The following is a 22547-nucleotide window of genomic DNA, read 5'->3' as shown; positions in this document are numbered from 1 at the left end:
ATTTTAATTTAAGGCGTGTCGGTAGTACAGTCTTTGCACAAACTAATTTATGCAATGGAAAAGCTGACGGCTCGGTTTGTGTTTTTCATTCGGGTAGACTCGCATTGCGGATGCGCAAAGTGATGAAACCTGTCTTGCTATATTTTTACCGAGGTTAACAAGAAGGCCATGCTTGATTTTTTCGCTATCCGTCCTGACTCTAATGATAAAACTAAACTGATAAACGAATACGTCAGTCAGGTCATTGCCAAATGTTACGCTGGCGGCTCTGTTTATTTCTCTTTCAAAGTCACGCAGGTCAGTGTTAAGTCTTGCTGTTGTATCTACAAGTGCGTATTCTCTATCGATAATCATAACTTTCTCACTTATCATGTTAATGTGATTTAATCATCACTAATAATATGTTGTGATTCTAATTGCGATTATTCGGTTGTTTTATCTCGTAATCCATTATCTGATGAATAATATTTATGTGAGGTAATGCTTCCATAAAGTCAGACTGTTCAATCAACGTAATGAGTGCGTTATCGATTTCAAACGTCGTATCCGGTATAACCTCAACCAGCCTGATTCGGTACAGGGAGATAACGAATACGCCTGATAAAGAACATCCGGCAAGAAACCACTCCGCATAGCTGCAAAGCAGACGATAGGGATGAACGGTATGGCTGACGTTTTCGTCGGTTCTGATACGCACCTGCGTCTGGTTAAGTATAGCGAGCGTTAGCCTGCTGAAATCACCGAACAGTGTGTGTTTCTGGCGCGGCTCCGGAAGCATAATCCTGTAGGGCGAGGGGCGTTCCCCGTCAAGAATCAGGCTCAGCAGTTTGGCATCCATCGCCGGTAGAAGTCGGTCAAGATTTAGCAGTCTCGCCAGTATTTTCATGTCCCGTTCTGTTCGGCGGTGAAAGTAATGCGAGGCAAGCTGATATGCGCCATTACTCTGCTCAATATCAAGATATGTGAGACGGTCGTTGAAATCCCTTCGTAGCGTTCGCGCTGTAACCCCAAACTCCTCTACCAGTGCCCTGATATGCAGCTTTTCTCCCTGAAACAAACGGCTCAGGATGATGGAGAGGCGGGTTGCCAGTCTGTCATGTTCGTTTTCTTGTGTTATCAGCTTCATACATCGTTCCCGAATTTTGCCAGGAAATGATGCCAGCAGTAGCGGACAGGATTTGTCCGCCCTCTGAAGTTTTTTAAAGCCTAATACCCTTATATGTAAGTGCTAAACGTCAGCATTCTCAGGCGAATAAAGGTGCTTCTGGCGCATATAGGCAATAAAAATGCAGGATGGTAACGTCACCCGGTATGCGGGCCCGGCTAAATCTATCAGCAGCCAGAGAGAACTAAGAACCCAGCCCACGGGACCGGCAAAAGCGCCCATGGTACGCGTCAGCATGGCATTTCCTGCAACGGTCAGCCCTCTGCCTAACAGGGCTTTCGCCACGCCATTTGTGACAACAAGCGCCATCTGATAGGCCGCAAACCCGGATGTTTTTATCCCCGCCTGGATTGCCATGGTCAGCAGCTCCGGCGTGGGATTGCTGTAGCCTGTCTGCAATTCTTCTGCCACGACCTTCAATTGGTCAGGCGTCATCTTCTTAAGGCTTTTCTCCAGGATCTTCATCATCAGATTCATTTCAATTGTCTCGACGCTGGATTTGCTGTTGTAGTTCATCTTCATTTTATCGCAGGCATCGGTGAGAATTTCCCGGTACAGTACCCCCTTACCCCAGCGAAGCAGCGTGGCGAAGCTGTTCGCCCCAAATGTCTGAACCTCGGCTGCAATGGCATCCCAGTAGCGCGGATGGTTGGGCTTGTGTTTTTTATACTGAGGATCGTAAGTCAGCGTTTCCGTGATACGAGCCAGTCCGTCTTTAGGATCGCAGATAAGTACAGAAACCAGTAAATCTAAATCGTCACGATGACAGTGGCGCAGAAACTCAAGATCTGGGTCATATCGATAGGTAGCCATATTTCACCTCATTATGGGTAATTGGCCCGATAGTTTAGGGCGTCCCCCGGACAGGTTGTGTCCGCCTGAGAAGAAAAAGGTAAAAAAAACCTGCCCGAAAGCAGGTTTATGTTATTACGGGCAAGGATTAAGTATGAAGCTTATTTTGAGCGCCATTGCTTTTCAACGTTACTTACAAACTTCTCGCACTCGCTGGCATAGCCCTGTTTATAAAGTAAATCCGCCTGTGAGAGCTGCATAGCGGTCATACTTCCATTACGGGCATTGGATTCCAGCCATGTTTTGCCATAGGTGTCGTTCATTACCTGAAGCACCCGGTTGAATGCCGGACCGTTTAGGCGGGCATTGAGATTAACTCCCCTTATTTGAAGGCCACTGTCACTGGTCATAGTCAGTCGTGTGGAGTACATGCTGCAAAAGGTGGCATTAGCTATCATTTCGCCATCAGCCTGAGCGTCAGCTCGTGCGCTCTGGCTGAAAGCTGACAGCAACAGTATTGCTGTTAACAGTTTAAGTTTATTCATCATGATACCTTATTGAATTATAAGCGGGGACAGCCTGCCATACGTGATTGCCAGGATGTGTCCGGCATAGAAAAAAGTCAGGATTTCAGTAAAGAAGAGAGTCGCCAGCGGTAAGGACCAGCGGGCTCAAGCACAAAGGCCAGTTGTGTAAGATCGCGCCTTGCCGTTCGGGAAGAGACATCAAATCGCCGGGTGATATAGCTGACAGATATCGTCTTACCGTAAAACAGCACCATGGTCAGCCGGATAAGTCGTTCTCCCTGCCTGGTTACATGTTGCTTATCACAGTTAGCCATCAGCGTTGCCATACACGCCACCGATCTCCTTTCTGAAATGTATTGAGATGCCTGGCAAGCCAGATATCAGGGCATGAATTGCCAGTGAAGCAGCGGGCAGTAAACCGGTGGCAGTTAAAGTCCAGCAGATCATAGGAATAGTGCTGGCCCACTGCCGCCTTTGCCCGCTCAGCGGCCTGCACACAACCCTGCGGAGTTAAATCCATACAGTCGGTATACACCGAGATAGCGGAATTCCAGCCATCAAGCCGGTTAAGGAACGCTTTGGCTTTACTTTTGATAACGGTTCCGTCGCCATCAAGGTGAACAATGTCGCCATCACCCACATAAATACCGCTGTGTGCGGCAAGGCCAAAAAGCAGTTCGCACTGCACAATACCGCCGTAAGCCGGTTCATCGACGCAGGGCAGAATGCAGTTATCGATAAATGAATCCACGAAGTTCAGCAGCAGAAGCTGGTACATAACATTCAGTTCCTTACTACGGGGGAGAGGGGAAATGCGGGGGAAACAGAGCGAATACTCAGCTTTCCCACAAAATACTGACCGTGAAAACCCCCATACCGTGGTAAGCCATAAAGTTACTTTCCCATAGCGACCAGAACTCACGGGCGTCGGCATGAGAAATATCGCCGCAGCGGGAAAGCCACGTGTACCGGTGCGTCCAGCTCACATCAACATCTTTTTCAAGCTCAGGCCAGACATGCCCTGCATAGTGAAAATCGGTGACGTAATCTAGCTGCCAGTCTTCTCCGGCAGGAATGAGGCGTATTTCTACCGGGTGCCAGCCTCCGGTTTCCGGTGAATATTCGGGGTCACGAAAGTTAATGGTTAATCCGGTGATAGGGTGACAATGAAGCGGTTTTTGCGCGACGATATCCAGAAGCATTTGGGTGAACGACCGGGTGAGAGGCAGCACATAGCCGCCCTGCAATATTGTGGGTGATGACATAGTGAATATCCTGATTTGGGGCTAACGGAACACAGAAGAGATGAGGATTAATTCTGGCTGAGCGCAGTAAGCTGCGTCAGACGACGCTGCCAGTCAGCATAACAGCGGTGCATAAAGAGTCTGCTGCTGTCCGCCTCGATAAGACAGATATCCGGGCTTCTGAGCACAGCGGCAAGAAACCCGGCGTTGTTGGTGCTGCCCTGACCAAACAGCGGACGAAATACACGGGACGTAAAGCTGTCCTGCTGCTGTTCCAGAATGGCGTGAATCGCATCAAGCGTTATCCATTCTCGTGAAAACAGACCCCCTTCGCCATTGGCGGTTAAGCGCAGGGCAAGACTTCCGGTTTCATCCTCTCTACCCAGCTCATACGTCAGCAGTCCCTTACTGTGGGGACTGATTTTCTCGGCTCCACCACTGTAGAACACGGCATAGCTTTCGATGACAGCGGCTTCGGTAGCGGCTTTTTTCTTACTCATGGTTCAGCACCTCAATCAGATTATGGAGTTGAGTAATAACGGTTGTTTCCGGGAAAACCAAGTAGATACCCTGACCGTTATCGCAGACGATACCGAGCAGGAGATACCAGCCATCATCAAGTGCGGTGACGTATTCTGGATCTGCTAATGCCACTGCGAGCAGCGGATCTTCGGGTAGCGTGTCATCGTGGTTGAGGTGCCAGAGCAGAGTTCCCGTTTCGCTCCAGAAAGCAGTAAACAGGTCGATGTCATCGACGGGACCAAGGATCTCATTACTGAGGGCTTCCAGCGCGGAGGCGGGCAGGTTAAGGAGAGAAAGACTGATCGGGGTGGTAAGTTTAAACATGGTTTTCCTATATGTTATTGATATTCAATAACATAATATGTCTTTCATGTTTCTTCCATTACGGCGGTGCAAAAGAAAGATTAGCTTTTTTGAAATAGTGACAGATTAGATGAATATTCTGCAGGCCACATTTTTGGGAAATAAACACAATTCGTTTTGGCAAGGTTCTTCAGGGCGAAAACGATCTCATAATGGTTTTGCCCCCGTACTTCAGTAAATTTATGATAAAATGAGTTTAACCAATTGAATTATAATAAAATTTTCGCTAATGACATGGCTTATCATTTGGTTTTTTATTCTACGTAGGTTAGCTATCCATGGCATTTAACAGAATAATGTGTTGCTTAGCTAATTTGAAATAGTTATTAACCGTAAGTAGTATTGCATTCATCGCTGGCCAGCGTCTCTTTAAATTTTTACTGACGACATTAAAGAAGATGAGTGCGATATGAAATTATATTCCCCCCACACAAAAAAGGTTAATCAGCCTTTAACTAAATCTGTGATTGCAGAAAGTTACGACCGTGCAATTCATGAGGGCCGTGCGGTCGAAGTAAGTGATGCGAAACTTACAGGTCTGAAAGTAATTGTCTCTCCTTCCGGGAGTGGAAAATTTATTGTTCGCAAAAGCATCTGTGGCGAAAATATCTATGTGCCTGTTGGGAAATACCCTGAGCTGTCTGTAGCAGAGGCCCGCGAGATTGCGTCTGAAATTATCACTGACCTGAAGGATAAAGGTAAAAAACACGGTAAGGACTACCCAAATATAAAAAAAATGGACTTTAAAAACCTGCTGAAAAAATATGTTGAGAACGTTCTTAACAAAGGTGTTAAGCGTTCGGCCAGGACCGACCTGTCTAAAATTCATAAGTATCTGCTCCCCTGTCTTGGCGACAAAAAAATCACCAATATGACGGAGGCGGACATTGTGGTCTATCTGCATGATCTTGATCTCAAGGCTGCCACCCGTAACCGCCATCTGGCGTTGATAAAAGCGGTTTTTACCTGGGCTATACGCATGGGGTACGTCAGTCGCTCTCCGGCTTTTTATATTAAGGCGCTGCCGGAAGTGACGTCGGATCGCCGGGCTATGGATGATACCCAGCTTCAGCGCTGGATGGAGGTATGCGAACGCTGGCGTAATGGTGAACCCGATAACGAAGCCCTCGCCCTCATGATGTTTCTGGCCCTGACGGGGCTGCGTCTGGGAGAAACCCGGCATCTCCGTCTTGAGGATGTGGACTGGAATCGCAAAGTTATCACCCTTCGCCATACCAAAAACGGCAAACTCCGGCGTGTACCGGTGTGTGATAAAGCCTTCATTCTTTTGACAGAGCAGCATCAGCATCTGGGTGATAAAGGCTGGGTTTTTCCTGGAAAGGGGACTAATAACCCGGTTTCTGAGCCGCGTCGCCTGCAAAAACGGATCTGCGAGGCTGCAGGTCTTCCACCATTCACTATTCATGAGATGCGTCATACCTTTGCGACAAAACTCATTGAGAGCGGTGCCGACATTCATACGGTTAAAGATTTACTGGGCCATAGCACCATAAAAGTGACAGAGCTTTATCTTCACGCCAGCCCGGCGCGTTATCACGATGCTATTAACAGGGCGATGGCGTAACCGCCGTTATGCATAAGTTTATGCCTTTTGGCACAGGATCAGATGCCACTAGTTTTTGGACAGTGGTGGAAATTGATGGAAAGACCCATGGATAAAAAACTTAAAACCGATGGTCCTCTGGTTTCCGGAGTAGAGCGCATACGCGCTTTTGCTGCCAGCGATAATAAAAACAGCAAAATTGTGAAAGCAATTATCAGACGCGTTGAGAGCGCTGAAACCGGGGAGGATGAAATCTCTTCAGCCGGGATAGGTGAGAGGTTGCCCCGGCAATATGTGAACACTGCTGATGGCCTTTACTACACCGGTGGAAAAAATCCGGTACAGGTCTGTTACAAGCCTGTTGTGCCCGTCGCCCTGTTTTGCAGGAGTGACAGGGAGTCGAACCTTGGTATCAGCCTGATGACGGGTAACGGGCTGGGTAAACATGTTAAGGCTCAGGTGTGCTTTGAGGACATCGCTCAGCGCTGTACTCAGGTTATAGGTAAACTGGCCGGTCACGGATTTGGTGTAGGCTCCTCCCCACAACAGCTTGCCCTTTTCGAACGTTTTCTTCAGGGCTGCCGAAATTTGCCCCTGCCTGTCTATCTGATGGCCGATGCTATGGGATTCGTTTCTGAGGATATGGCATTTTTACATGGTCATGAGCCCGTCGTGACCTCTCTGACCGGTTTTGATTATCTGCTCCCGGGATTTCGTGTGAGGCCCGGGCTTCACACGCGTGGGGCCCTGAAGGAGTGGAAGAACCTCATCCGGGATAATGTTTATGGCTGGGCGCAGGTCTTTGCGCTGAGTGCGTCCTTTGCTTCGATGCTTCTGGTTCCTGCGGGTATGGATGTGGGCATGTTTCATTTCCACGGCGTTTCCACGACGGGCAAAACCCTCCTTCTGATGCTGGGTGCATCGATCCATGGCGATGGCAGCGAGCCGGGCAGTGGAGGGGACGTTAATATTATTCGCTGGAATACCACGCCTAATGCTATGGAGCGGCTTCTCGCTGACTATTCCGGTCTGGTTGCCTGCGTCGATGAACTGGGCGCGAGTAATCATAAGGAATTTTCCTCACTGCTTTACAACATTACGTCAGGTACGGCAAAAGAGCGCATGACCCGTAGCCTGACGACAGGTGAGCCGTTTAAATGGCGAATGCTTATTCTCTCCAGTGGGGAGATGTCAATCTCCGAGAAGCTGGCTGAACAGAAAACCTCATTACAGGGAGGACAGGAGCACAGGGCTATCAGTATAGAACTCCTGCCAGAAGATGCTCAAAAGCCGGGTGAGACAGTATCAGAAACACGTGCCCGTGCAGATACGCTGAAGACAGGCCTGGGAGAGGTTTACGGTCATGCAGGGCCTGAATTTATTGGCGCACTGTTATCCGAGCTAAAAGAGGATGGCAATCTCCGCACCTACGCTGAGTTTTCATCATGGATTACGCAACAGACAGATGAGTGCTGTAACGTACTGGAAGATGCCCTGAAAGATGAAGGTAATGATATTAGCCGTGTTCAGCGACGTGGACTGAGAAGATTTGCACTGGTATGGCTGGCAGGAGAGATGGCGCTCAGCTACGGCCTGTTACCCTTCGAAAACGATGCGGTGGTTGAATCCGTTATGTCCGCTGCACGGCGCTGGCTGGAAAATAATCAGAATCAGTATAATCCCGTGCGGAACATGCTTGAGGAGCTTCAACTGACTCTGGTGACAAAAAGCAACAGGCACTTTATCACGCTGCGTGACGAACAGGCCCGTTGCCCGGGAGATATGTGGGGATTCTTACATCATAAAACCGGTGACTTCCTGATTTATGAATCGGTGTTTGAAAAGCTCTGCTCTGAGAAGGGACTTAAAACCGTTGATGTGGCGAGGCGTCTTGAACGCACCGGTTATCTCGTTAGCGAAAGTATGGGGCACTATAAAAAAAGGCCGCTAACGAAAATGGCACAATCTTACTATCAGGTCACAAAAGCATTTCTTAATTGCGATGTGATGAAAAAATTATAACCCTGAATATAAAAACCGATATAACCACAACGAATAAAAGGTGATGTATGATTCCTGAATTAGACGAGCAATATAACGGTTTTCCTAATGCAATCAGCAGCGAAAATGAAGAACGCACTCCCTTCAGTGGTTATAGCCTGTATAACACTCTGGCTGAGTGCCTGTATCACGGCATTTCACGTGAAATCTTCGATGGCAGCGAACCTGCGCTCAGGGCCGTCATTGCAAATGGCGAGATCAAATTTCTGGCACGTTATATGCATAATGGTGCCAGCCATTATGATGCCATTGGTACGTTTCCACGAGTGTCTGTTAAAGCCGCGCGTGAGAGAGCCCGTGGAATTTTTAACGCTTTTGATGATAGCCATGTGTTGAATGAAGAAAATGAGACTGAAGATGGTGTTGAATATGAAGAGGGTTACTTTGATTACAACCCGACAGATTATGATTACAACCCGACTGATTATGAATACATCCAGTTCTGATTGATGATTTATCAGTAAAAAAAGCAGAGGCCTGGGCCTCTGCTTTGCTTTTACTGGTGGGAGGGTAACTGAGCATTGATTCGCTCGGCCAGCAGCTGGCTGGTGTTCTGTAAGCGCTGAGGATGAAGATGCGCATACCGTTGTGATGACTGACTGCTGCGGTGTCCCAGTTGAGCCTGAACGTCATACAGGGTTCCCCCGTAGGACACGATGAGCGCGGCAACAGAATGGCGACAGGTATGAATACACACTTCTTTGTCGAAAATTCCTGCCCGACGAACGATACGCTGAAAGGCTTTAACGGGGTTATTCAGTGGCATTCCAGGGTTTTTGCCTATAAACAACCACGGATTTCCCTGCTGCGTTGGCAATGTTCTGATTACGTCCATCGCCAGTGAGTTAAGATGAACAATCCGTCCATAACCATTCTTGGTTTCAGGAAGCCACAGGGTGCGTTTGACCGGGTCAACATGCTCCCACTTTGCCAGACGCAACTCATCACGGCGAAGGCCGGTCAGTAACAGCAGTTTGACATAGCGGGCAGCGACGGGGCTGGTATCATCATCGGCGGAGAGAAAAATACGACGAATTTCATCCTCGGTGAAATAGCGCTGTCGGGCGTTGTTCTCCCTGAAAAGCTGTACCACTCTTGCCGGATGGATAGAGATAATGCCTTGCCTTCCAGCCCAGGTAAATACCGCTTTAACCAGGACGATGACACGATTACAGGTTGCTGCTGACAGTGAAATGCTTAACGTCTGCTGGAGGCGGAGAATGCTGGCTGGTGTGATATCACTCAGTAGCATCTGACCTAAGGCGGGACGGATATGATCTCGGTAGCGCTGGAAATCCTTTCCCCAGCTACGTTTAGCAGATTTTGCCCATACCAGATAATGCTGGTTAAAGAGTTCATCGAATGCCATTTCTTGTCTCTTGTTTTCACGTTCCTGCTTAGGGTCAGTTCCGGTGGCAAGTAAGCGTTTATGCTCCATGGAAATCTTACGGGCTAAGGTGACATCCACCTCAGGCCAGTGGCCAATGGCTATGGCGCGTTTTCTTCCATGATAGAGGTAGCGGAGCATAAACTTTTTTCGCCCTTCTCCTTTGCTGACCAGACACTTCAGGCCAGAAATCTCCGTGTCGCTGTATTCGGCATCGGTACTGCGTGAATCTGATGTGTTAGGGGGCAGGGATTTAATGAGCTGATTAGTAAAACGGAAGCGTTTCGGGCTGGACATATTACCTCCTATGACTGGTGTAAAGAAAGTCAGGGTTGACCCATCCCCGGCACGGCGTTGTTAATGGCTAAGTTGATTTTCTGGCGTGGAGAAGGGAATGCTGGTGCCTCATGAGATGAGTGAAGACGAGAAATACCGCAAAAACGGCCTTTACGGTCTGATTCTGGTCTTTAGGGGGAAAGATGCCGTTGGGGGATGCGTCCACAGAAATAATATGTGTTTCAGTCGGGTATAATTACATGCCATAAGGACCAGTAGCGTTGCCTGTATGTGGGGCGGCTATGTGCCAGAAGCGGATGTTACAACAACCTGAGATGCTAAGCAGGTCAGGCCCACATAGCAGTTCAAGCAGGATGTTGCATCCATCGTTTGAACTCAAATGATGCCTCATCCAAGTTAGACCGCACAGAGGAATTGCACTGGGTAAAAATCGTAAACCCTGTAAAATGGAGTTATAAAATCTGGTGGCCTTTGCAAAAATATGTGATCGCATCGAACGAGTAACGCAACTAATGCCACAAGTAGTTGTCTAGTGGCATGCCTAGTATAATAATGGAATCAATACTTAATAATCACCGCGACAAATATTTAAATTTTTAGCTATTGCATTATACATAACCCTCAGGGTGGAATTAAATGGCACCTTACCTGCCAATTCCTGATAATGACTTTGCACGACATTATGATCACCATTCAATAACATCCTTCTAATATCAGAACTAATGGTGGTCACGAATTGTGCAGCATTAATTGAATATTTACTGCGCAAGCTAAAACTTTTGAAATGATTTATCACTCGCTGTCGTTCAACATTCAACCATTTTTTGGGAGGATCTGGAAAAAAATCGAAAACCAATATCCCATTGCTAGTCGCTATTGTTGCAGAAATCCAATCAGTTTTATAAAATTTATTATCATCATTGTAAGGGTAGAGAGTTTGATCTGATGCATTGACAAATACACTATCTGACTTACCTTCATTACAATTCTGGCAGGCAGGTATAAGATTTTTGGGATTAACGGAGAACAAAGGATAACGGGCTTTAGGCAAATAGTGATCTAAGGTTGCAACGCCGTGGATTCCACAAAGTGGACATACACCATTTGAAGCGGCTCTTAATTTATCGTATATTTTCCTGGATTCACTGCCTAACTTTAGCATATGACGTGTATACAGATTCATTAAATCATCTTTAGTGACATTTTCTGTGATAACCTGCTCTTTATTCCTGGGATGGCAAGGGGGGAATAAATGAAGGTTTTTTGGTGTACAACGATCATCAAACTTTTGCCAAGAAGTAGCCACAATCTCTGAGATTCTATTTAATTTAATCTTGTAATCTAAGCTTCGAGGCCCAACCGATAACAAACATGTCGCATATACATCATCACAATGCAATGCAGGGAAATTAACTTTATTCATGATTATCACCTTTGGGAGCATCCATTTTAATACCTTTATCTCTAAGCATAATCATACTCATTAAAATAGCCTGACCTTCGAAACCTATTTTATTCTTGAATTCCCTCATGATTTCATCGAAGCCTAAACCCTCATCAACTTTGGTTTTTAACAACTTATGAAAACCAGAGTTCTCCATTTCTAATTTAAAGACCTCTTTTGTTAAAATACCTACATTTTCTGCAAATGTTTCAATTGAAGGTCTTGAAAAATTTGTTACTTCGCCGAATCGTGTTAATACCCAGCAGCATTTTTTTGGAACCTCTTGCAGGACCACTGGCGAATGAGTAGCTATGATAGCAATTCCATTTCGCTTAAATAAAAGATTGCTTAGTGCACGTATGAATGCTGAAAGAAGCGGTGGGTGCAGATGACTCTCTGGCTCATCAAATAATATGAGTGTCTTATCTTGTAGTTTCTCAATTAGATTACTGATTGTCATGAATATAATTGCATGCCCCGAACTCATACTCTTTAGTCGTCTTTTGCATTCATCTACAATCTCTTGCGCACCAAAGTATGGGAGATCTTTAAGATTGAGGTCACGGAAATTAGTGTCGGACTCCAAATCACTTATAGCATCTAACCATAATTCTTTTTTTGAATCCTCGGAGCAACAATTATAAACAGACTTCGCGCATTTTTCGTGAAGTGCATTAATGTCTTCGATAGGATGGGCTAAATCTACAGAGCCAGGTTTTTTTAAACCTATATAGTAATAGCAAGTACCTAAAGTTGGATCAGTTTGATCACTAATAGGAGTGAATGAGTCAAATGCGCTAAACGATATGGAAATGACCGCGCTAAAATATTTATTTGTTATCCTACCGTCATAGATATCCTCAAAATAAGCATTGCGAGCAGCATTAGGTTTCATTATTGAATTAACCATTTCATTTAACAAAGTAGTTTTACCTAACCCGTTCCTCCCAATTATTGTGTGTATGTTAGTTGGAGGCAGTGAATATGGAACCACGTTAAAATCAAGGTATAAATCTGAAAACCTATGATTAACTCTTAAAAACCTAAAGTCAAACTCAGTTAATTGACCTAAACCATTAACTAACCTTTTAAATTGGCCATATACAGTGTTAATATTTACATCTCTTAGAAGAGATTTTTTAAATACTGCCTCTTCCCTTGCACAATTCATAGCCTTATCACTAACGACAACACAATTCAAATCCTGCAATATTTCATAGCTTAACTCTTTACCGCAAGCATAAAGTTTCTGATAAAATTCCGGACTTTCTGCAAGGCTGAAGAAGTTGTTTTTTAATCGTGCAAATTGAGTTTGCATTTTCTCGAATGTAGTAACTTCCTCATTCTGCCCTTTAAATCCTATTTTAATCTGACCGATTTGATGAACAGTTCGATGCTCATCAACATATTCTAAATTGAACAGAGTCCGATAAGAATAGTCATTCCAAGTTGAGAAGATAAGATAAACGGTATCACTGCTTTTCATGGTACTTGAAATATTTTTATTTAAAGAAATATACCTAGGCAATTTAAAGCTCCTTAACAACTCCCTTCAGAGTAAGCAAAATAATACAGCCTTTAACATAAGAATCTACCTATGGCTAAGGTTGATATTCTTTAGAGAATCAGGATTCCCTAAGTAATCTTTTTAACTTAATCACCAGTCAAATACCATCACTTTTACCTGCTACGCGATGATTAATATACTGCGATGTCTTTAATGTCCGCTGTTCGCTCATAGTGGACCTTCTGCTCAGTTAGTTTGCCGCGTTCTGCCAATAGCGGAACACGCTAGTGCTGGTGTACAGGTGCTGACTCATTTCCTCCTCCACTTTCATACCGTTATACTGTGAAAAAAAGGAGGTAGGCGTGAAACTAAAAATGCAGGATTTGAGGCTGTTTAATCTCGTGTTTGAGAGCGATCCTGGCTGGATACTGGATTTCTCTAACCGCACCTTGTCTGCTTTTTTTGATGAAGAACTAAACATTGATATTGATGATGAACGTTATCAGGAAGAGGGGACGTCAAAGGCCAAACGAGTTAGATGTTTGCTGAAACAGGCAGATCGTGAGACCGCTCTGCGGGTTCTTGGCGCTCTCTGGCAGTATAAAACGGAATCCATGCCTGAACAGGCTGAACAAAGCCGTAATGACTATCTTGCACTGATTTCCCGCTTAGAAAACGCTGACACCGATGAAGCCAAAGGCGTAAAGCCTGTCCAGGTATGGCATGGCGTTGACTGGCCCTCACTTATCGCTGAAATGAACGAGATGAAATCTCTGCCGCCACATCCACGTGGTTTTCGGTTTGAAGCCTGGCTTGCTGAACTGTTCAGTATCTTTAAGCTCGCTCCCCGTTCGTCTTTCCGAAATACAGGCGAACAAATTGACGGAAGTTTCCGACTGAATGATGAATTTTACCTGATGGAGGCAAAGTGGCATCAGAAAAGAACGTCGGCTGCCGATCTCCATGTATTTGAAGGAAAGCTCAGTACTAAGGCAACCTGGACACGCGGCGTTTTTATCAGCTGGATGGGGTTTACGCCTGAAGGTCTGACGGCTTTTGGTAAAGGGAAGCGTGTTATCTGTGTCAGTGGTTATGATCTTTACCACTCACTGAGTCATGGGATCCCTTTGCCCGACCTTCTGGACGCTAAAATCCGGCACGCAGCTGAAACGGGAGAGCCCTATGCTGAATTCGACCGACTATATGCACTGAAGAACAAACAGTTTGGCACGCTGAAATAACGGGTTGGGAAGCGTGACATGCTCCCCGTTGTTTCACTCAGAATGCTGCTAGTAATGCCCGCATATCCCTCGACAGCGGACACTCAGCTTTAACAGTCCAATACGTTTAGCTCAAGTAGTACTACGGATAAACCATTTTATGATGGCGTGGAGGACGGGGGATTCTGAAAACGGTAAGAAGTGAAAGGGCAAGAAGAGCTTGTTGCAGGTGGACGGACTGGTGAAAATCCCCATGTGAATGGTGGAGGGTGTATGCTGCCTGGTTTCCCCGCTTGCTATTGGGGATTTCCCCACCCTATTCCCCGCGACAAAATCACGTTAAGACCAGCGGATTAAGGAGAAATGATAATCCCCCCGTTTTCCCCGTATTTATGAATGATCTGAGAGAAAGGAACCGTAAAGGACCGTAGAAAGACCGTAGCAGTGAGGTTAGGAAAAGGTACATCAGAGGATGTTGAGGTGTCTAAAAGTAACGAATATCAGCGAAAATGGCGAGAAATCCAGCAAACAAATAACGTGTTGCAACGACCAGAAATCTACCGTAGCCAGAAAAGGAAAAAGCCCCGCTTTGCAGCGAGGCCTTATGAATAGTGGTGCCCGGACTCGGAATCGAACCAAGGACACGGGGATTTTCAATCCCCTGCTCTACCGACTGAGCTATCCGGGCAACGGGGCGCATTAAAACCGATTCGCCTCGTGTCGTCAACGAAATTTATCTAAATCGTTGCAGACTGCACAATCTATCACCACTTTGCCGTTTCTGCACCCGTTTTCAGGCAAAAAATGCGGTCCAGGCGGCGGAAAGCGGCATAGCGATAATCAGCGCAGGCAGCATATTGGCAACGGCAAACATCTTGATGCCGCAGATCCGCAGCCCGGTTGCCAGCAGCAGGACGCCACCGACGGCGCTGAAATCCCCCATCATCGCTGGCGTAGTCAAAGGCATTACCAGCGTGGCGCACGCCCCCAGACTGAGCTGAATAAGCAGCATCGGTATCGAGATCGCCGCTACCGCTATCCCCAGTGAGGTGGCAAAAATCACGGCGGTAAAGAAATCGAGAAAAGCTTTGGCGATCAGGATGCTGGCATCGCCGGTCATGCCTTCACGCATCGCGCCGAAGATCCCGGTGCCGCTGGCGCAGAACAGGATGATGATCGCCACCAGGCTCTGGATAAAGGTCTCATGGGCAGCAGGAGCATCCTGCTTGCCGCCGCGCTGCACCAGCCGACGCAGGCCGTTAACCGCGCCGCCAATCCCGCGCTCGACGTAGCATATTTCGCCAATCAGCGTGCCGAGGAGCGTGGCTAAAACCATCACCGGCAGATTAACGCACTTCATCACCAGCAGAATACCAATGCCCAGCGAGCAGAGGCCAAAGATAGCGGGCATAGAGGTGCGCACACGCTCCGGCAGCCGCTGGCTTAGCACTGCGCCAATCGTCCCGCCAATCAGCACGGCGGCGGCATTTATAAAGGGTCCGGTTAGCACGCTGTTTCTCCTGCAATCTCAATTTATATAGCTGCATAGTATGCCGAAAAACGGCAGATTTTAAGCACCGATTGTAGGTTGCATGGGCAGATTAAAAGTGACATGATTGCGCGAAATTTCTCCTTGTTACGCTTCTTTAAATTCGGTGTGCTTAATACGGGGGCTGCCAGATGACACATCAATTTGCTCGCCGGAGCCATCGCATACTTATGCGATCCTTAACCTCTACGTTCCCAATCCCTATTTTTCTCACCGTATGGTGAGGCTAACGGTTACCCATAGCTTATGAAAACAATGAAAATTGCCGCCGGCCGCGAGCTGGTCTCTGCGCTTTCCACGCACCGGGAAGTGGTGACGCTGGACAACACGGACTTTACCGATGTGGCGGCAGTCGTCATTACGCGGGCGGAGAGCCAGAGCGGCATCCTCGCGCTGCTCAAGCGCACGGGCTTTAACCTGCCGGTATTTATGTTTGCCGATGAAGGGGCAGATACGCCCGCAGGCGTCGACGCGGTGATTAACGGCAAAGAGCAGGCGATGCTGGAGCTGGAAGCTGCCGCCTGCCGCTATGAAGAGAACCTGCTGCCGCCGTTTTTCGACACGCTGAGCCAGTACGTGGCGATGGATAACAGCACCTTCGCCTGTCCGGGCCATCAGCATGGTGCGTTCTTCAAAAAACACCCGGCGGGTCGCCAGTTCTTCGATTTCTTTGGCGAGAACGTTTTTCGTGCCGATATGTGCAACGCCGACGTCAAGCTGGGGGATCTGCTGATCCACGAAGGCTCCGCCAAGCATGCGCAGAAATTTGCCGCCAAAGTGTTTAACGCCGATAAAACCTACTTCGTGCTCAACGGCACCTCGGCGGCCAACAAGGTGGTGACTAACGCACTGCTCACGCGCGGCGATCTGGTGCTGTTCGATCGCAACAACCACAAGTCGAACCACCACGGGGCGCTTATTCAGGCGGGGGCCACACCGGTCTACCTGGAGGCGGCCCGCAACCCGTTTGGCTTTATTGGTGGAATCGATGCCCACTGTTTTGATGAGACGTACCTGCGGGAGCAGATCCGCGCCGTGGCTCCGGAAAAAGCCGACGCCCCGCGTCCGTTCCGCCTGGCGGTGATTCAGCTCGGCACCTATGACGGCACGATCTACAACGCCCGCCAGGTGATCGATAAGATCGGCGCATTATGTGACTACGTCCTATTTGACTCCGCATGGGTGGGCTACGAGCAGTTTATTCCGATGATGGCGGACTGTTCGCCGCTGTTGCTCGATCTTAACGAGAACGATCCAGGGATCTTTGTTACCCAGTCGGTGCACAAGCAGCAGGCCGGTTTCTCCCAGACCTCGCAGATCCACAAAAAAGATAACCACCTGCGCGGCCAGGCGCGCTTCTGCCCGCACAAGCGGCTGAACAACGCCTTTATGCTCCACGCTTCCACCAGCCCGTTCTATCCGCTGTTCGCCGCCCTCGACGTTAACGCCAAAATTCATGAAGGGGAGAGCGGCCGTCGTCTGTGGGCCGAGTGCGTGGCGGTGGGTATTGAGGCGCGCAAGGCGATTATCGCCAACTGCAAGATGATCAAACCCTTTGTGCCACCGGTGGTGGCCGGGCGTCCATGGCAGGATCACCCCACCCACGCTATTGCCAGCGAGCGCCGCTTCTTCAGCTTTGAGCCGGGCGCGGCGTGGCATGGCTTTGAAGGCTATGCCCGCGACCAGTACTTTGTCGATCCCTGCAAGCTGCTGCTGACCACGCCAGGCATCGATGCCGAAACCGGTGCGTACAGCGAGTTTGGTATCCCGGCCACTATTCTGGCCCACTACCTGCGTGAGAACGGCATCGTGCCGGAGAAGTGCGATCTCAACTCGATCCTCTTCCTGCTGACCCCTGCCGAGAGCGAGGAGAAGCTCAAGCAGCTGGTAGCGATGCTGGCGCAGTTTGAGCAGCATATTGAGGACGATACGCCGCTGGCCGACGTGCTGCCGACCATTTTTAATAAGTATCCGGTGCGCTACCGCGACTACACCCTGCGCGAGCTGTGCCAGGAGATGCACGATCTCTACGTCAGCTTTGGCGTGAAGGATCTGCAGAAGGCGATGTTCCGCCAGCAGAGCCTGCCGCCGGTGGCGATGAATCCGCAGGATGCCAACAGCGAGTTTATTCGCGGCAACGTGGAGCTGGTGCGCATCAGCGAGGCGGAGGGACGTATTGCCGCCGAAGGCGCGCTGCCCTATCCGCCGGGCGTGCTCTGCGTGGTACCGGGTGAGATCTGGGGTGGGGCAGTGCAGCGCTATTTCCTGGCGCTAGAGGAGGGGGTCAACCTGCTGCCGGGCTTCTCTCCGGAGCTGCAGGGGGTCTACAGTGAAACCGACCCCGATGGGATTAAGCGTTTGTATGGGTACGTGTTAAAAGCGTAACCGGGCATGGCCCGGTTTCGTTTAAATCCTCCCCCCGCGATACCCCTTCTGCGCCGTATTGACCTTGTAGAGGTAGCGGCGTGACTCTGCCGACGGGTGGCGGGTGGTGAGCGTCTCATAGACATCGCCCGGTGACATGCTGTTAATGATGTTCGCCGCCTGCACTTTATCGTTAGAGAAGACCCGCAGCACGCTGCCCGCACCACCGTTATAGGCGGTGATCACCGCATAGCGGCGTGAGGTTGGGTTACTGATGCCGGAGAGGTAGATATTGTTCAGCATCGCCAGATAGGCGGTGCCGGTATCGATATTGCTGGCGGGATCGAACAGGAAGCCGCGATCCGGCATCCCGGAACGTCCCTGCGCCCGGAATACATCCTTACCGGCACTGTGCTGCACCACCTGCATCAGGCCCAGCGCATCAGAGCGGCTGACCGCGTAGGGGTTAAACGAGGATTCGGTCTGCATAATCGCCAGGATTAGCGATTCGTCCACGCCATACTTACGCGCCGACTGGCGCACCATGCCCACGTACTTATGCGCACGCTTATCGAGGTGGTTCGCCACCAGGTTGATGGTCACGCTGTAGATGATCTTCAGGCCGTTGGTGCGGCTCTTCATCTGGTTTTGCAGCAGATAGTCGGCATATTTCTCGGCGCGCCACTGCCAGCGGATCGCCTCGCCGTTGTTATCCACCACCTGACCATAGAGGAACGGTTGCTTAGAGATCTGGATATCATCCACGTCGGAGTAGAGATCGATAGAGCCGGGATCGTCGCCCATCAGCAGGGTTTTGATAATTGCCTGGCGCAGGTGTGCCGCTGGCTCGGTACCGGCAATGGTCTCGATGGTGATAGTACCGGCATCAAAGTTGATGTGGCTACGGGTCTGGTACTGGTCGGTATACTTAACGTAGTCCTTCGGCCCGGCAATCAGGACTTCGTTAAATCCCCAGATGTTTTCGATGTTATGGGCAAACTGACCCATCAGGATATCAAAACCGTTGGTGTCCTTTACCCAGGCTTCGTTATAGCTATCGCCCTTTTTATTGGAGCTGGAACACGAGATAAGCAACGGCGCAATAAGTGCTAGCGCTAAATATTTTTTCATCATTCCCGGATGTATGTTGTGTTAGGTCGTTATTCTTTCCAAAAAAAGGGCCGAGGCCCTTAATCTTGTGGCTTATAGCCTTCGATGTGAACATCCTTCCCTTCAAACAGGAAGTTGACCATCTCCTCTTCCAGCAGCTTGCGGTGCTCCACGTTCATCATATTGAGCTTCTTCTCATTGATGAGCATGGTCTGCTTCTGCTGCCACTGGGACCAGGCTTCTTTGGAGATCTCGTTGTAGATCCGCTTGCCCAGATCGCCCGGATAGAGCTGGAAATCCTGGCCTTCCGCTTCGCGGCCCAGGAAGGTACAAAAAATGGTTCTGCTCATGGTCGTTCCTCGTGATGTCGCGGCGCTAAACGGGTGCGCCCGCGCGTAATTGTTGTAACAGGCGCTCTACCGGCGCGGCCAGGCCCACCGACGGCGGCTGGGCTAAGTTATACCAGAGACCTGTTCCCTCATCCATGCATGACGTGAAGGAGGACACGGGAAGCCACATCGGCACAATATCCAGATGGAAATGGCTGAATGTATGGCGAAATCCGTTCAGCTCGGTAAGAGTATCGGCCTGAATCTGCCGTTGCGCCAGCCAGTCACGCAGGGCCGCTTCATCGCTAAACTGCGGGAAGCAGTAGAGGCCACCCCACAGGCCGCTCGGCGGACGGCGGTCAAGCCAGACCGTCTCGCCATGCTGCATCAGCAGCAGAAAACCGGTGCGCTCCGGCAGCGTCTGCTTCGGCTTTTTACCCGGATACTGCGCCCAGCTTCCGTTGGCATAAGCGATACAGCCACTGTTCAGCGGGCAGAGCGTACACTTCGGCTTCGAGCGGGTGCAGACCGTTGCGCCCAGATCCATCATCGCCTGGTTGAACTGCGCCACGCCTTTGGCAGGCGTCACGTTCTCGCTGATCTCCCACAGGCGCTTCTCCACCTCTTTGCGGCCCGGCCAGCCGTCAACGGCGTAGCAGCGGGCCAGCACGCGCTTCACGTTACCATCAAGAATAGGAAAGTGTTTGCCGAGCGCAAGGGAGAGCACCGCCCCCGCCGTGGAGCGTCCGACGCCCGGCAGAGCGGCAACCTCATCAAAGGTCTGGGGGAAAACGCCGCCGTGCTGTTCAGCGACCTGCTGCGCGGCCTTGTGCAGGTTGCGCGCCCGGGCGTAGTAGCCCAGCCCGGTCCACAGATGCAGCACCTCGTCGATGGGCGCGCGGGCCAGATCGGTCACCGTCGGGAAACGCGCCATAAAGCGCTCAAAGTAGGGGATAACCGTCGCCACCTGCGTTTGTTGCAACATCACCTCAGAGAGCCATACTTTGTAGGGCGTTTTTTCAATTTGCCAGGGCAGGGTTTTGCGCCCGAATTTGTCGTACCACTCCAGCACCTGGGCTGAAAACTGAGACGCGTGCATGGTCAAAGCAGGAGTTCCGAATTGCATGATTAAGGGGCCAGATTGCAGCACAGCGGCATCGGGCTGTAAACCGGAACTTTCCGGTGCTTGCATCCGGCTATTAACTTTGGATAATGCCCGTTTCCCGAACACTCTCACAAGCAGACTAAACACCTATGAACAACGACGTCATTTCACCCGAATTTGATGAAAACGGTCGCCCGCTGCGCCGTATTCGCAGCTTCGTCCGCCGCCAGGGCCGTCTGACCAAGGGGCAGCAGCACGCGCTGGATAACTTTTGGCCGGTGATGGGCGTTGAGTTTAGCGAGCAGCCGCTGGATTTCACCGCACTGTTTGGCCGCGATGCGCCGGTGACCCTGGAGATTGGTTTTGGTATGGGTGCCTCGCTGGTGGCGATGGCGAAAGCCAGGCCGGAGCAGAACTTCCTTGGTATTGAGGTTCACTCTCCGGGCGTGGGGGCGTGCCTCGCCACGGCCCATGAAGAGGACGTGGAGAACCTACGCGTGATGTGTCACGACGCGGTGGAAGTGCTGCATAAGATGATCCCGGACAACTCGCTAAACATGGTGCAGCTCTTTTTCCCTGACCCGTGGCATAAAGCGCGCCATAATAAACGCCGTATCGTGCAGACGCCGTTTGCCGAACTGGTAAAAGGCAAGCTGAAGCTGGGCGGCGTATTCCATATGGCCACTGACTGGGAAGCCTATGCCGAGCACATGCTGGAAGTGATGTCCGCTATCGACGGATATAAAAACCGCTCTGAGAGCGGCGACTATGTACCGCGCCCGGAGACGCGCCCGGTAACCAAATTTGAACAACGTGGTCATCGTCTTGGCCACGGCGTATGGGACTTAATGTTCGAGAGGGTAAAATAATGGCAACGAACCGTAGCCGTCGTCTGCGTAAGAAGTTACATATCGATGAGTTCCAGGAGCTGGGTTTCTCCGTCGCCTGGCGTTTCCCGGAGGGCACCTCTGAGGAGCAGATCGACCAGACGGTTGATGCCTTCATCAATGAGGTGATTGAGCCAAACAAGCTGGCGTTTGACGGCAGCGGCTACCTGGTCTGGGAAGGGCTGATCTGCAAGCAGGAGATTGGCAAGTGCACCGAAGAGCATCAGGCTACCGTGCGTAAGTGGCTGGAAGGCCGCAACTTTGAAGATGTGCGCATTAGCGAACTTTTTGACGTCTGGTGGGACTAAGTCACTATCGGGGCTGGCGATTGCCGGCCCATTTTGTCTCTACAGGACAGGAGTTTTTATGATGCGCAAAGCGCTGCTGGCTGCGGCACTGACGGTGACCGCCTTTACCGCCCAGGCAGAATACAAATGTAGCGTGACGCCGCGTGACGACGTGATCTTAACCCCGCAGACCGTGCAGGTGGTGGGCGAGAACGGCAATCTGGTGATGACCCCTGACGGTAACGTCATGTTTAACGGCAAGCAGTACAGCCTCAGCGCGGCCCAGCGCGAGCAGGCGAAAGACTATCAGGACGATCTGCGCAGCGCGCTGCCGTGGATCGACGAGGGTGCCCGTAGCCGCGTCGAAAAAGGCCGCGTGGCGCTGGATAAGATCATCGCTCAGGAAGTGGGCCAGAGCAGCAACATGCGCGGGCGCTTAACCAAGCTCGACGCGCAGCTGAAAGAGCAGATGAACCGCATTCTGGAGCATCGCAGCGACGGCCTCGCTTTTCACTATAAGGCGATTGATGAGGTCCGCGCCAATGGTCAGCAGCTGGTGAACCAGGCGATGGGCGGCATCCTGCAGGACAGCATCAACGAGATGGGTGCTCAGGCGGTGCTGAAGGGCGGTGGTAATCCGTTACAGAGCGTGATGGGCAGCCTTGGTGGCCTGCAAACCGCGATTCAGAGCGAGTGGAAAAATCAGGAAGCGGACTTCGAGCAGTTCGGCAAGGCGGTATGCAGCCGCGTTGTCTCCCTGGAAGAGAGCCGTAAGACGCTGGTGAGCGGGCTGAAGTAACGCCCGCCTTCCGGCTCGCGCCTG

24 protein-coding genes and 1 tRNA gene are annotated in these 22547 nt (G+C 50.1%); 8 read left to right on the top strand and 17 right to left on the bottom strand.

Annotation, left to right across the window (positions count from 1 at the left end; all coding sequences use genetic code 11):
• Positions 1-42: 42 nt before the first annotated feature.
• From RTN40_RS12155 to RTN40_RS12120, 9 genes are all read right to left on the bottom strand, one after another.
• The gene (locus RTN40_RS12155; protein WP_312228687.1) at positions 43-354 is read right to left on the bottom strand and encodes a hypothetical protein; all 312 of its coding nucleotides are present in this window, start codon (positions 352-354) and stop codon (positions 43-45) included.
• A 58-nt stretch (positions 355-412) separates the two neighbouring features.
• On the bottom strand, positions 413-1126 hold the full coding sequence (locus RTN40_RS12150) for a DeoR family transcriptional regulator (RefSeq protein ID WP_312228686.1): 714 nt from the start codon (positions 1124-1126) through the stop codon (positions 413-415).
• Between the two features lie 102 nt (positions 1127-1228).
• Positions 1229-1978 carry a DUF3944 domain-containing protein gene (locus RTN40_RS12145; RefSeq protein WP_312228685.1) on the bottom strand — a complete coding sequence of 250 codons (750 nt, stop codon included), beginning with the start codon at positions 1976-1978 and terminating at the stop codon, positions 1229-1231.
• A 140-nt stretch (positions 1979-2118) separates the two neighbouring features.
• The gene (locus RTN40_RS12140; RefSeq protein ID WP_312228684.1) at positions 2119-2505 is read right to left on the bottom strand and encodes a hypothetical protein; all 387 of its coding nucleotides are present in this window, start codon (positions 2503-2505) and stop codon (positions 2119-2121) included.
• Positions 2506-2579: 74 nt separating this feature from the next.
• Positions 2580-2738 (bottom strand): DeoR family transcriptional regulator, encoded by a 159-nt coding sequence (locus RTN40_RS21010; protein ID WP_409418529.1) that lies wholly within the window; start codon positions 2736-2738, stop codon positions 2580-2582.
• A gap of 59 nt (positions 2739-2797) precedes the next feature.
• Positions 2798-3262: a lecithin retinol acyltransferase family protein gene (locus RTN40_RS12135; protein ID WP_312228683.1), complete on the bottom strand. Its 465-nt coding sequence runs from the start codon at positions 3260-3262 to the stop codon at positions 2798-2800.
• Between the two features lie 58 nt (positions 3263-3320).
• Complete coding sequence (locus RTN40_RS12130; RefSeq protein ID WP_312228682.1) at positions 3321-3749, bottom strand: DUF2787 family protein; 429 nt, start codon at positions 3747-3749, stop codon at positions 3321-3323.
• 47 nt (positions 3750-3796) lie between these two features.
• Positions 3797-4228, bottom strand: coding sequence for a hypothetical protein (locus RTN40_RS12125; RefSeq protein ID WP_312228681.1), 432 nt, complete (start codon positions 4226-4228; stop codon positions 3797-3799).
• Positions 4221-4574: a hypothetical protein gene (locus tag RTN40_RS12120; protein WP_312228680.1), complete on the bottom strand. Its 354-nt coding sequence runs from the start codon at positions 4572-4574 to the stop codon at positions 4221-4223. The genes RTN40_RS12125 and RTN40_RS12120 overlap by 8 nt, the downstream gene beginning before the upstream one ends.
• 448 nt (positions 4575-5022) lie before the next feature.
• Here RTN40_RS12120 and RTN40_RS12115 point away from each other — a divergent pair, with 448 nt between their 5' ends.
• The 3 genes from RTN40_RS12115 (at position 5023) to RTN40_RS12105 (ending at position 8684) form a co-directional block, all read left to right on the top strand.
• Entirely contained in the window at positions 5023-6198 is a 1176-nt protein-coding gene (locus RTN40_RS12115; RefSeq protein ID WP_312228679.1) for a tyrosine-type recombinase/integrase, read from the top strand.
• An 87-nt stretch (positions 6199-6285) separates the two neighbouring features.
• On the top strand, positions 6286-8199 hold the full coding sequence (locus tag RTN40_RS12110; RefSeq protein WP_312228678.1) for a DUF927 domain-containing protein: 1914 nt from the start codon (positions 6286-6288) through the stop codon (positions 8197-8199).
• Between the two features lie 47 nt (positions 8200-8246).
• Complete coding sequence (locus tag RTN40_RS12105) at positions 8247-8684, top strand: Arm DNA-binding domain-containing protein (protein WP_312228677.1); 438 nt, start codon at positions 8247-8249, stop codon at positions 8682-8684.
• Positions 8685-8734: 50 nt separating this feature from the next.
• Here the strand turns inward: RTN40_RS12105 and RTN40_RS12100 are convergent, their stop codons facing one another.
• The 3 genes from RTN40_RS12100 to RTN40_RS12090 all read right to left on the bottom strand — a co-directional run bounded on the left by RTN40_RS12100 (position 8735) and on the right by RTN40_RS12090 (position 12894).
• Entirely contained in the window at positions 8735-9922 is a 1188-nt protein-coding gene (locus RTN40_RS12100; protein WP_312228676.1) for a tyrosine-type recombinase/integrase, read from the bottom strand.
• 565 nt (positions 9923-10487) lie between these two features.
• A complete protein-coding gene (locus RTN40_RS12095; RefSeq protein ID WP_312228675.1) occupies positions 10488-11345 on the bottom strand; it encodes a hypothetical protein in 858 nt (285 codons plus the stop codon).
• Positions 11338-12894 (bottom strand): AAA family ATPase, encoded by a 1557-nt coding sequence (locus tag RTN40_RS12090; RefSeq protein WP_312228674.1) that lies wholly within the window; start codon positions 12892-12894, stop codon positions 11338-11340. Before RTN40_RS12090 ends, RTN40_RS12095 begins: the two co-directional genes overlap by 8 nt.
• Positions 12895-13235: 341 nt before the next feature.
• On the opposite strand from RTN40_RS12090, the gene RTN40_RS12085 reads away from it, so the two are divergent.
• Positions 13236-14114, top strand: a complete 879-nt coding sequence (locus RTN40_RS12085) for a restriction endonuclease (RefSeq protein WP_063848607.1) — start codon at positions 13236-13238, stop codon at positions 14112-14114.
• A 591-nt stretch (positions 14115-14705) separates the two neighbouring features.
• Here the strand turns inward: RTN40_RS12085 and RTN40_RS12080 are convergent.
• A tRNA-Phe gene (locus RTN40_RS12080) sits at positions 14706-14781 on the bottom strand.
• Between the two features lie 105 nt (positions 14782-14886).
• Complete coding sequence (locus RTN40_RS12075) at positions 14887-15603, bottom strand: DUF554 domain-containing protein (RefSeq protein WP_312228673.1); 717 nt, start codon at positions 15601-15603, stop codon at positions 14887-14889.
• A gap of 285 nt (positions 15604-15888) precedes the next feature.
• Between RTN40_RS12075 and RTN40_RS12070 the strand changes: the two genes are divergently transcribed.
• On the top strand, positions 15889-18027 hold the full coding sequence (locus tag RTN40_RS12070) for an ornithine decarboxylase (RefSeq protein ID WP_312228672.1): 2139 nt from the start codon (positions 15889-15891) through the stop codon (positions 18025-18027).
• Between the two features lie 21 nt (positions 18028-18048).
• On the opposite strand, the gene mltC is transcribed toward RTN40_RS12070, so the two are convergent.
• Genes mltC through mutY form a run of 3 tightly spaced genes read right to left on the bottom strand, consistent with a single transcriptional unit; the run spans position 18049 to position 20544 of the window.
• On the bottom strand, positions 18049-19137 hold the full coding sequence (gene mltC, locus RTN40_RS12065) for a membrane-bound lytic murein transglycosylase MltC (protein ID WP_312228671.1): 1089 nt from the start codon (positions 19135-19137) through the stop codon (positions 18049-18051).
• A 59-nt stretch (positions 19138-19196) separates the two neighbouring features.
• A complete protein-coding gene (locus tag RTN40_RS12060; RefSeq protein WP_042390388.1) occupies positions 19197-19466 on the bottom strand; it encodes an oxidative damage protection protein in 270 nt (89 codons plus the stop codon).
• A 25-nt stretch (positions 19467-19491) separates the two neighbouring features.
• Positions 19492-20544: an A/G-specific adenine glycosylase gene (gene mutY / locus RTN40_RS12055; RefSeq protein WP_312228884.1), complete on the bottom strand. Its 1053-nt coding sequence runs from the start codon at positions 20542-20544 to the stop codon at positions 19492-19494.
• 155 nt (positions 20545-20699) lie between these two features.
• Here mutY and trmB point away from each other — a divergent pair, with 155 nt between their 5' ends.
• The 3 genes from trmB to RTN40_RS12040 are packed head-to-tail and all read left to right on the top strand — an operon-like array spanning position 20700 to position 22523.
• Positions 20700-21419, top strand: a complete 720-nt coding sequence (gene trmB / locus RTN40_RS12050) for a tRNA (guanosine(46)-N7)-methyltransferase TrmB (RefSeq protein ID WP_312228670.1) — start codon at positions 20700-20702, stop codon at positions 21417-21419.
• Positions 21419-21745 carry a YggL family protein gene (locus RTN40_RS12045; RefSeq protein WP_312212125.1) on the top strand — a complete coding sequence of 109 codons (327 nt, stop codon included), beginning with the start codon at positions 21419-21421 and terminating at the stop codon, positions 21743-21745. Before trmB ends, RTN40_RS12045 begins: the two co-directional genes overlap by 1 nt.
• Positions 21746-21803: 58 nt before the next feature.
• Positions 21804-22523, top strand: coding sequence for a DUF2884 domain-containing protein (locus tag RTN40_RS12040; RefSeq protein WP_312228669.1), 720 nt, complete (start codon positions 21804-21806; stop codon positions 22521-22523).
• Positions 22524-22547 lie beyond the last annotated feature (24 nt).

This window comes from Pseudescherichia sp. (genome assembly GCF_031987975.1).
Classification (GTDB): Bacteria; Pseudomonadota; Gammaproteobacteria; order Enterobacterales; family Enterobacteriaceae; genus Pseudescherichia.
Note: the sequence above shows the minus strand (reverse complement) of the source record. Positions and strands in the feature narration are given on the sequence as shown.